This is a genomic window from Qipengyuania qiaonensis, from assembly GCF_019711515.1.
Taxonomy (GTDB): domain Bacteria; phylum Pseudomonadota; class Alphaproteobacteria; order Sphingomonadales; family Sphingomonadaceae; genus Qipengyuania; species Qipengyuania qiaonensis.
Window position 1 is genome coordinate 1 of record NZ_JAIGNO010000027.1, and the last position, 2,529, is coordinate 2,529.

2 protein-coding genes are annotated in these 2,529 nt (G+C 67.1%); both read left to right on the top strand.

Annotated features, from left to right (window positions below; genetic code table 11):
* Window positions 1-118 precede the first annotated feature (118 nt).
* On the top strand, window positions 119-1,027 hold the full coding sequence (locus K3174_RS16715) for a tyrosine-type recombinase/integrase (RefSeq protein ID WP_221560582.1): 909 nt from the start codon (window positions 119-121) through the stop codon (window positions 1,025-1,027).
* A gap of 3 nt (window positions 1,028-1,030) precedes the next feature.
* Window positions 1,031-2,224 (top strand): IS91 family transposase, encoded by a 1,194-nt coding sequence (locus K3174_RS16720; protein ID WP_221560583.1) that lies wholly within the window; start codon window positions 1,031-1,033, stop codon window positions 2,222-2,224.
* Window positions 2,225-2,529 lie beyond the last annotated feature (305 nt).

Consider the following 2,529-nt stretch of genomic DNA (forward strand, 5'->3'; position numbering starts at 1 on the left):
GCACGAACCCGCTGCGCGGGAGGGGTGCAGGCGGCGCGGGTGACGCGGTGACACAAGCGTAGCGAGTAGACCGAACAAGGCCGATCCTTTCGGCTCCTTCAACCTGAGGAGTCGAACAATGAACGATCTTGTCCCGGTCGAACCGGTCAGCCCGCTGCGCCAGCGGCTGATCGAGGATATGACCATGCGCCGGTTCAGCGCGGAGACGCAGCGCAACTATCTGCGCGATGTCGGGCGGTTTGCGACGTGGCTGGGTCGCTCGCCGCATACCGCGACGGCTGAGGATGTGCGCCGCTTCCAGATCGAGCAGCGGGAAGAGGGCGTTCCGGCGCCGACCATGAACAGCATCGTTGCGGCGCTGCGGTTCTTCTTCACTCATACGCTCGATCGGCCCGAGTTCGCGCGCAAGCTGGTCCGCACCGCGCATGCCCGCAAGATCCCGGTGGTGCTGACCCAGCCCGAGGTGAAGCGACTGCTCGACGCCACGACCTGCCTCAAGCACCAGGCCGCGCTGTCGGTGGCCTACGGTGCGGGGCTGCGCGTTGGCGAGGTCTCGGCGCTCAAGGTGCGCGATATCGACAGCAAGCGCATGCTGCTCAGGATCGAGCGCGGCAAAGGAGGGCGCTATCGCAACGCCATGCTGCCAGAAGGTCTGCTCGTGCTGCTGCGGGACTGGTGGCGCGCCGGGCGGCAACAAGGTGTGCTGCATGCCGATGGCTGGCTCTTTCCGGGTCAGAGCGCGACGCTGCCGATCAGCACCCGCCAGCTCCACCGGGTCGTGGTCCAGGCCGCCGAGGCCGCCGACATCGCCAAGCGCGTGGGACCGCACACCCTGCGGCACAGCTTCGCGACGCATCTGCTCGAGGACGGGGTCGATATCCGCGTGATCCAGGCGCTGCTCGGCCACGCAAAGCTCAACACGACCGCCTTCTATACGCAGGTGGCGACGAAGACGATGCGAGCGGTCGTCAGCCCGCTCGACCGGCTCGCGCTGGCCCGACCCGATGCGGAGGCACCCGACGGCTGAGCGGTGCGCGCCTCACTCGAGGTCGCCGATGTCTTGCGTGCTGTCGGGCCTGCCTATCGTGCCGCCCATGCCGGGCATCTGAGCCTGCACCAGATCAAGGTCATGTCGGCGATTGAGCACTGCCGCACCGCGGCCATGGGCGGGCACGTGGAGGCCTGCACCGACTGTGGCCACTGGCGGATCGCCTATAACAGCTGCCGCAACCGGCACTGCCCCAAGTGCCAGGGCGCCGCCGCACGCAACTGGCTCGCCGCGCGCGAAGCCGACCTCTTGCCGGTCGGTTACTTCCACGTCGTGTTCACGTTGCCAGCCGAGATCGCCGCCGTCGCATTCCACAACAAGGCGCTGGTCTACGACCTGCTGTTCAAGACTGCGTCCGAGACGATGCTGACCATCGCCGCCGATCCGAAGCATCTGGGCGCCCGGATCGGCATCACCGCCGTGCTCCATACCTGGGGCTCGGCCATGACCCACCATCCGCACATCCACATGATCGTGCCGGGCGGCGGCATCTCTCCGGATGGGGAGCGCTGGATCCCGGCGCGTCCGGCGTTCCTGCTGCCGGTGCGCGTGCTGGGCGCGCTGTTCCGCCGCTTGTTCTTGACCCGGTTGCTGGCACTCCACGATACCGGCAGGCTCGTCTTCTTCGGCCAGCTTGCGCACCTCACGGGTCGGCGCGCCTTCCTTCGCCACCTCGCGCCGGTGCGCAAGAAGCGATGGGTGGTCTATGCCGAGCCTCCGTTCGCTGGGCCTGAAGCCGTGCTCGCCTATCTCTCGCGCTACACCCACCGGGTCGCGATCTCGAACAGTCGGCTCATCCGGTTCGACGAAGGCAACGTCACGTTCCGCTACAAGGACTATCGCCGGTCCGCCCCGGATCGCCAGCAGGTGATGACGCTCAGCGCCGACGAGTTCATCCGCCGCTTCCTGCTGCATTGTCTGCCGCGCGGGTTCCACCGCATCCGCCACTATGGCCTGCTCGCCGGCAGCACCCGCAAGGCCCATCTCGAACGTGCTCGCCAGCTGCTCGCGGTCGCATCACATGCAGCGGACGAGCCTTGCCCCGAACTGATCGATACCCGTCCACCATGCCCACACTGCGGCGGGCGTATGGTCGTCATCGAGATCTTCGAACGCCGCTATCGCGCGCGCGGCCCGCCACGTGCAGCCGATCCATCCGGGAGTCCTGCATCGTGACCCGGTACGGCCCGACACTGTTCCACTCCGCCGCAGCTACGCTTCCGGCGGCAGGGACGTCTGCATATCAACTGCCCCAGAGCAGCCGTCTCATTGCCAAAACCGGACGAACCAAATCCCCGCGGCCGCTTTGCCACCCAGAAATCGGACGGGCTGCTCTCAGATCCGTCCGCTTGTCGGCACCGTCAGCAGTCGCCAGGACCAGCGCGAAATCGAAATCCCCATAGCTCACCGCGTGAGGCCCGCGGGTTCGGGCACCGTCGACTTTCCGACGCCTCGCGGCGTCCGAAACTCTAAACGAAAGC